This window comes from Streptomyces anatolicus (genome assembly GCF_019400875.1).
GTDB classification, from domain to species: domain Bacteria; phylum Actinomycetota; class Actinomycetes; order Streptomycetales; family Streptomycetaceae; genus Streptomyces; species Streptomyces anatolicus.
The window spans coordinates 1-7,849 of record NZ_WMBF01000295.1 but is presented as its reverse complement, the minus strand read 5'-3'; the positions used below and the strand labels follow the sequence as shown (position 1 = coordinate 7,849).

Genomic DNA, 7,849 nt, shown 5'->3' with positions numbered 1-7,849 from the left:
CGTCACTTCACCCCGCCCGCCCCTGACGACGGCGTGGCCCTGCTCACCCGGATATCCGACCGCAACCACAACACCATCGACTTCGGCTACGAAACCGACGGCACCCCCGCCGCGATCCGTCATTCCGGCGGCTACCACCTGGAACTGACCGTCGAGGACAACCGCGTCACCGCACTCAGCCTCGTAAGCGCGGGCGAGAACGGCTCGGACACCGTTATCAAGCGCTACGGCTACACCGACGGCAACCTCACCACCGTCACCAACTCCTCCGGCCGCTCACTTACTTTCACCTACGACCAGGACAGGCGCATCACGTCTTGGCTGGACACCAATCAAAGCCTGTACAGCTACGCCTACGACACCCAAGACCGATGCGTGAGCCAAAGTGGAGAGTCCGGGCACCTCGCGCACACGTTCTCGTATGACGGCACCAGCCCCGAGTTTCCCGGCCATCGCATCACTACCGTCATAGATGCGGACGGGGCCGAGGCGCGCTATGTGACGAATGACAGCTGTCTGGTCGTGTGCGAAATCGACCCGCTGGGGAACAGAAACAGCACAACCTACGACGGGAATCACCATGTGGCATCCCGGACGGACGCGCTGGGAAATACCACGCACTTCGTGAACAATGAGTACGGGCAGCCTCTACGCGTGCGGCGTCAAGACGCCGCCGCGATCGAGCTGACGTACAACGAACTATCTCTACCTATCAGGATCACTTTGCCTGACGGGAATTCATGGGTTCGAGAATACGATGCCAAGGGGAACTGCCTGAAGGTCACCGACCCGGCAGGTTCCGAGACGCGATATACGTTCGACGAGTCCGGTGGGCCGACGTCCGTCACCGACTCGGTCGGCGCGACCACCCGTGTACGCAGCGATGCCGCTGGCCTGCCCGTCGAGGTTGTCGACCCGCTCGGGAACAGCATCACCTACGACTACGACGGTTTCGGCCGGCCAGTGGTCAGTACCGACGCACTGGGCAGAAGGACCGAGCAGGGTTGGACCGTTGAGGGACGCATGAGCCGCCGGGTCGCGCCGGACGGCTCGGTGGAGACGTGGTCGTACGACGGCGAGGGCAACTGCCTCGAACACGTGGACCCCACTGGTGCCATCACACGCTACGAGTACTCACACTTCGACGTCTTGGTCGCACGCCTGGAACCCGGCGGAATACGGCACGAGTTCTCGTACGACTCAGCACTCCGTCTGAGGGAAGTCCGCGACCCGATGGGCCGCACCTGGAGGTATCAGTACGATCGGGCGGGGCGCCTGACCTCGGAATTCGACTTCGACGGACGTGAGGTCACATACGACCACGACGCGGCAGGCAGTCTCAGGTCTCGCACGAACCCATCGGGCCAGCAGATCCGATACGAGCGCAACGCACTCGGCCAGATCGTACGCAAGGAGGCGGAAGGCGATGTCAGCACCTACTCCTACGATGCCATGGGGAACCTCACGGAGGCGTCGAATTCGCACTCCTCAGTTCATCTGCGACGAGACAGCAAGGGCGCACTCGTAGCCGAAACAATCAACGGCCGCACGATCACATACGAATATGACGCGATGGGGCGGCACACGCGCCGTGTGACCCCTTCCGGAGCCGTAGGAGAATGGTCTTACGACGCCGTCGGAAATCGCACAACCTTGACCTCATCTGCCCGCACTATGGCATTCACGCATGATCCTCAGGGCAGAGAGATTTCTCGTACCACTGACGCGTCCGTCACGGTGAACACCACGTACGACGTGCTCGGGCGGCTGACCGACCAGAGAGTCAACGCGCCCCAGGGCCGCATCGTCCAACGGCGTTCCTACACCTACCGGTCCGACGGTTACCCAACCTCCATCGACGACCAGCTGAACGGACTCATCCGGTTCGATCACGACAGCATGGGTCGGATCCTGACGGCCGACGCCGAGAACTGGTCCGAACGCTACGCCTACGACGACGCGGGGAACCTGCTGGCAGCGGATTGGCCGGTCCGCCATGCCGGCCAAGAGGCGGTCGGGGCGCGGACCTATGAGGGCACCGCGATCTCCCAGGCAGGACGGGTCAGGTACGAGTACGACCGAGCCGGGCGGATCACGCTTCGACAGAAGAAGCGGATGTCGCGCTCTCCCGATACCTGGCACTACACCTGGGATGCCGAAGATCGGCTGACTCGCGCCATCACACCGGACGGGACGGAATGGCGCTACCGGTATGACGCGCTCGGCCGAAGAATCGCCAAGGAACGTCTCACCGACGGCGGACACATAGCCGAATCCACGGTCTTCACCTGGCAGGGCACGACCCTCTGCGAGCAGGCGACCGCATCGCCGCAGTCAGGCACTCAGATCACTCTGACGTGGGATCACGTCGGCCTTCGCCCGGTCGCTCAGACCGAGACCCGCACCGTTCTCAACGCCCCTCAGGACGAGGTGGACCAGAGGTTCTTCACGATCATCAGTGACCTGGTGGGGACGCCGACCGAGTTGGTCGACGAGAACGGTGGGATCGCCTGGCGCGCGAAACGGACCATCTGGGGCCTGACCACGTGGAACTCAAACGCGACGGCCTACACGCCACTTCGGCACCCCGGGCAGTACTTCGACCCCGAGTCCGAGTTGCATTACAACTTCTTCCGTTACTACGACCCCGAGACGGCGCGGTACTTGACGCTCGATCCACTCGGACTCGCCCCCGCGCCCAACCCCGTCACTTTCGTCCACAACCCGCACGTCCTTTCCGATCCTCTGGGCCTTGCGCCTTGCCGGGAGTTCTTCACCGTGCAGTCACCCGCGGACGCAGCCCGACTCCGAGGCGGCGGAGAGCCCTGGCCTTCATCCATGCACCGGGCCCACTTCGGAGAGGGCGTCTACTCGTGGGCTTCGCGGAGCGACGCAGAGCGGTACTTCGCCATCAAGTCGAAGCGCACGGATGAACTGGAGATGGTGCGTTTCACCATTCCGGAAGCAGAGTTCGCCAAGCTGCGCAAGGCCGATATATCAAAGATGACCGACGATGAGGCGGACGCCTTTATCGACAGATACAGCCTCATGTCCGACACCGGAAAAACGGACCACGGCTATCAGTACATCACGCGACCGACTAACCTCGGCAGTGAACATTTCTTCGACAAGTCCGTCATGCACCTCCTCAAGTTCGACTGATGCGAGACAAGATGAAGCCCAGGACCGTCACATACCGCAAATTCATGGGCCCGTGGGGCATGCTGGTGAACCTTACGGCCTATGTTGATCATTCAGATCAGCCCGATGCAGCGGACCATGTCGTCTTCGACCGGCTCCATCTTCGCGTGCTGGATAAATTCGCCGACGGTGAAGACGTCAGGTTCCTGATGCTGGGTTTGCGCCTCATGGCCGAGCCCGTCCTCGCCGCTTCCGACAGCGGCACGATCAGCATCCACGTGCAAGAACTCGACTACCTGCCGACCGACTACCAACCGGAGGCCGCCGGGCTGGCCATGATGGCATGGGTCGGCGCCGAATTCGGTGTGGAGGTTCCTCAGGTCGATATCGAGTTCACCCGGGCTACCGGGTACTCCGTCCGGTGGCCGGGGCAGCTCTGAGAATGCTGTCCGGCTCGATGCCCCAGCGACATGCCCAGAACGGCCCGCAGGGAACGGCCCGTACCTTCCCACCAATCCGCAACCTCGTAGGAACGCACCGTAGTCGCCACCCCCACGGGCGCCTACCGTGTGCCCGTGCAATCGAGCCACCCGAGCCAGCCCACACCCCCCTTCAACTTCCCCGCCGCCCGGCGCCTGCGTGAGGCGCTGGGGATGGCACATGGACATGTCGCGTACGGGATGCGGGCCAGTTTCGGGCTCACGTACATCACCGCCGACACCGTCGCCGCCTGGGAGCGCGGGCTCGCCGCGCCCACCTCCGCCGAGCTGACCGCGCTGGCGGCGACGCTGTGGTGTTCGCCCGGGGAGCTGATGGGCGCCGCCCGGACCCTGCGGGAGCACCGGGTCGCCCGGGGGCTCGCCCCCGAGGACATCGCCCGGCAGGCCGGCGTCGAGATCCAGGCGTATCTGCGCATGGAGGAGACCGGCAACTGGCGCGGCAACGAGCGGCAGTCCGCCGCCCTCTCCCGCGCCCTCGGCCTCTCCCTGCCCGACTTCGCGACCGTCACCGGGCGCTCCGAGCCGCTGGCCGAGCTGCTGCGCAGCGCCGTCACGACCCGCTGGCAGGGGTACGTGCGGCCCGTCGCCAAGCTGCTGGCCGTGGAGCGGCGGCACATCGAGGACGTACTGCGCCAGATGCACGACGACTACCAGTCGCGGATGGCGCGCACGCTCAGTTGGGGCGGCGGCGCCGGCTCGGACGCGTCCGGCGAGGCCGGGCGGGACTATCTGGAGCGGATCCTCGACCATTTCTGGCCACTCGTCCGCGGCGGGGGCCAAGCCTCCTAGGGCCAAGCCCCGGGGGTGAGAGGCAGGTCCCCCAGAGGCTGGTGCCCGGCCCTAGAAGACCGACTCCGCCTCGTCCATCCGATCCTTCGGCACCGTCTTCAGCTCCGTGACCGCCTCCGCCAGCGGCACCATCTGGATGTCCGTGCCCCGCAGCGCCGTCATCTTGCCGTACTCCCCGCGGTGCACCGCCTCCACCGCGTGCCAGCCGAAGCGGGTCGCGAGGACGCGGTCGTACGCGGTGGGGGTGCCGCCGCGCTGGACGTGGCCGAGAATGACCGGCTTGGCCTCCTTGCCGAGGCGGGCCTCAAGCTCGTACGCCAGTGCGGTACCGATGCCCTGGAAGCGCTCGTGGCCGAACTGGTCGATCGCGCCCTTGCCGTAGTTCATCGTGCCGTCCAGCGGGTGCGCGCCCTCGGCCACGCAGATCACCGCGAACTTCTTGCCGCGCGCGAACCGCTCCTCGACCAGCGCCACCAGATCGGCGGGGTCGAACGGACGCTCGGGCAGGCAGATACCGTGGGCGCCGCCGGCCATGCCGGACTCCAGGGCGATCCAGCCCGCGTGGCGGCCCATGACCTCGACGACCATCACGCGCTGGTGGGACTCCGCGGTCGTCTTCAGGCGGTCCATGGCCTCCGTGGCCACGCCCACCGCCGTGTCGAAGCCGAAGGTGCGGTCCGTGGAGGAGATGTCGTTGTCGATCGTCTTCGGGACGCCGACGACCGGCACGCCCGCGTCGGCCAGCATGCCCGCCGCCGTCAGGGTGCCCTCGCCGCCGATCGGGATGAGCGCGTCGAAGCCGCTCTTCTCGATCAGCTCCTTGGCGTCGTCGCAGGCCGCGCGGAAGCGGTCGCGCTCCAGTCGTGAGGAGCCGAGGATGGTGCCGCCACGGGCCAGGATGCCGCTGACCGCGTTCAGGTCGAGGGGGCGGTAGCGCCCGTCGAGCAGGCCCGCGTAGCCGTCCTCGAAGCCGATCACCTCGTCACCGTGATGCGTCACGGCGCGGTGCACGACCGACCGGATCACTGCGTTGAGGCCGGGGCAGTCGCCGCCCGCGGTGAGAATTCCGATACGCATCGCGCTGTGTCTCCTGCTCGCTGCTGGTACTTGTGAGCCGGTCCGATTGTTCCACGGCCGGAAGGGGGTCGCCGCTCACGCATGTCCGACGGATGGCTGTGCGAGAGGCGGGAAGGGACCTTGGTACCAGGCCCGCCGGGCCTTACGTCCGGCGGGCGACCTAGCCAGCCGCAGAGGTATTGTCAAGAGGGCACAGCCGCGATATCGGGTCATTTGTCCGGCCCGGCAGCACGGCCGGCAGCACGGCCGGCAGGCACCAGGCAGCGAAGAAGGGGAGAGCACGCGTGACGCGCAGCGTGTACGTGACCGGGATCGATCGCGGCGACGGCCGCCAGGTCGTCGAGCTGGGAGTCATGGAACTCCTGACCCGCCAGGTCGACCGGGTCGGCGTCTTCAGGCCGCTCGTCCACGACGGGTCCGACCGCCTCTTCGACCTGCTGCGGGCCCGCTACCGCCTCTCGCAGGACGCCGCGTCGGTGTACGGCATGGACTACCACGAGGCGTCCGCGCTCCAGGCCGAGCAGGGCACCGACGAGCTGGTCTCGCGGATCGTCGACCGCTTCCACCGGGTCGCCGGGGAGTACGAGGTGGTCCTCGTACTCGGCACGGACTTCGCGGACACCCAGCTCCCCGACGAGCTGTCGCTCAACGCTCGCCTCGCCAATGAGTTCGGCGCCTCCGTGATCCCCGTGGTCGGCGGCAAGAACCAGACCGCCGAGTCGGTGCGCGCCGAGACGCGCAACGCCTACCGCGCGTACGACTCGCTCGGCTGCGACGTCCTCGCCATGGTCACCAACCGGGTGGCACCGGCCGACCGCGACGAGATACACGAGCGGCTGCGGGCGAGCCTGCCCGTGCCCTGCTACGTCCTGCCGGACGAGGCCGCGCTCTCCGCGCCGACCGTCGCGCAGATCACCCACGCCCTCGGCGGCCGGGTCCTGCTCGGCGACGACTCGGGGCTCGCCCGCGACGCCCTGGACTTCGTCTTCGGCGGCGCCATGCTGCCGAACTTCCTGAACGCCCTGACCCCGGGCTGCCTGGTCGTCACCCCCGGCGACCGCGCCGACCTGGTGGTGGGCTCGCTCGCCGCGCACAGCGCCGGCACGCCGCCCATCGCGGGCGTCCTGCTGACCCTGAACGAACAGCCGGGCCCGGAGATCCTCACCCTCGCCGACCGCCTCGCGCCCGGCACCCCGGTCGTCGCGGTCTCCGGCGGCTCCTTCCCCACGGCGGCCGAGCTCTTCGCCCTGGAGGGGAAGCTGAACGCGGCGACGCCCCGCAAGGCGGAGACCGCCCTCGGCCTCTTCGAGCGGTACGTCGACACCGCGGGCCTGCTCGGCCGCGTCTCGGCGCCGAGCAGCGACCGCGTCACGCCGATGATGTTCGAGCACAAGCTCCTTGAGCGGGCCCGCGCCGACCGCCGCCGCGTCGTGCTGCCCGAGGGCACCGAGGAGCGCGTGCTGCGCGCCGCCGACGTCCTGCTGCGCCGGGGCGTGTGCGACCTGACGCTGCTGGGGCCCGTGGAGCAGATCCGCAAGAAGGCCGCCGACCTCGGCGTGGACCTCGCCGACTCCGAGCTGATCGACCCGCAGACCTCCGAGCTGCGGGATCGTTTCGCCGGGAAGTACGCGGAGCTGCGCGCCCACAAGGGCGTCACCGTCGAGCTGGCGTACGACGTGGTGGCGGACGTGAACTACTTCGGCACGCTGATGGTCCAGGAGGGCCTGGCCGACGGCATGGTGTCGGGCTCCGTGCACTCCACGGCCGCGACCATCCGGCCCGCCTTCGAGATCATCAAGACCAAGCCGGACGCCTCGATCGTGTCGTCCGTCTTCTTCATGTGCCTCGCCGACAAGGTCCTGGTCTACGGCGACTGCGCGGTGAACCCGGACCCGAACGCCGAGCAGCTCGCGGACATCGCCGTGCAGGCCGCGGCGACCGCCGCGCAGTTCGGCGTCGACCCGCGGATCGCGATGCTCTCGTACTCCACCGGCACGTCCGGTTCGGGCGCCGACGTCGACAAGGTGCGCGAGGCCACGGAGAAGGTGCGGGCGAGCCGGCCGGACCTGAGGATCGAGGGCCCGATCCAGTACGACGCCGCCGTGGAGCCCTCCGTCGCGGCCACCAAGCTGCCCGACTCCGAGGTCGCGGGCCAGGCCAGCGTGCTGATCTTCCCGGACCTCAACACCGGCAACAACACCTACAAGGCCGTGCAGCGCTCGGCCGGCGCGATCGCCGTCGGCCCGGTCCTCCAGGGCCTGCGCAAGCCGGTCAACGACCTGTCCCGGGGCGCGCTCGTCCAGGACATCGTCAACACCGTCGCCATCACGGCGATCCAGTCC

At 67.7% G+C, this 7,849-nt stretch carries 5 protein-coding genes; 4 read left to right on the top strand and 1 reads right to left on the bottom strand.

Annotated features, from left to right (window positions below; translation table 11 throughout):
* Window positions 1-33: 33 nt before the first annotated feature.
* The 3 genes from GKQ77_RS22630 (at window position 34) to GKQ77_RS22620 (ending at window position 4,430) form a co-directional block, all read left to right on the top strand.
* Window positions 34-3,162 carry an RHS repeat-associated core domain-containing protein gene (locus GKQ77_RS22630; protein ID WP_219690767.1) on the top strand — a complete coding sequence of 1,043 codons (3,129 nt, stop codon included), beginning with the start codon at window positions 34-36 and terminating at the stop codon, window positions 3,160-3,162.
* On the top strand, window positions 3,162-3,581 hold the full coding sequence (locus GKQ77_RS22625) for a hypothetical protein (RefSeq protein WP_219690766.1): 420 nt from the start codon (window positions 3,162-3,164) through the stop codon (window positions 3,579-3,581). The genes GKQ77_RS22630 and GKQ77_RS22625 overlap by 1 nt, the downstream gene beginning before the upstream one ends.
* A gap of 129 nt (window positions 3,582-3,710) precedes the next feature.
* Window positions 3,711-4,430 carry a helix-turn-helix domain-containing protein gene (locus GKQ77_RS22620; protein ID WP_219690765.1) on the top strand — a complete coding sequence of 240 codons (720 nt, stop codon included), beginning with the start codon at window positions 3,711-3,713 and terminating at the stop codon, window positions 4,428-4,430.
* Window positions 4,431-4,481: 51 nt separating this feature from the next.
* Here GKQ77_RS22620 and GKQ77_RS22615 read toward each other — a convergent pair whose 3' ends face one another.
* Window positions 4,482-5,507: an ATP-dependent 6-phosphofructokinase gene (locus GKQ77_RS22615; RefSeq protein WP_219690764.1), complete on the bottom strand. Its 1,026-nt coding sequence runs from the start codon at window positions 5,505-5,507 to the stop codon at window positions 4,482-4,484.
* Between the two features lie 284 nt (window positions 5,508-5,791).
* On the opposite strand from GKQ77_RS22615, the gene pta reads away from it, so the two are divergent.
* Window positions 5,792-7,849, top strand: a 2,058-nt coding sequence (pta, locus tag GKQ77_RS22610; RefSeq protein WP_219690763.1) for a phosphate acetyltransferase, incomplete at its 3' end; no start/stop codon positions are given.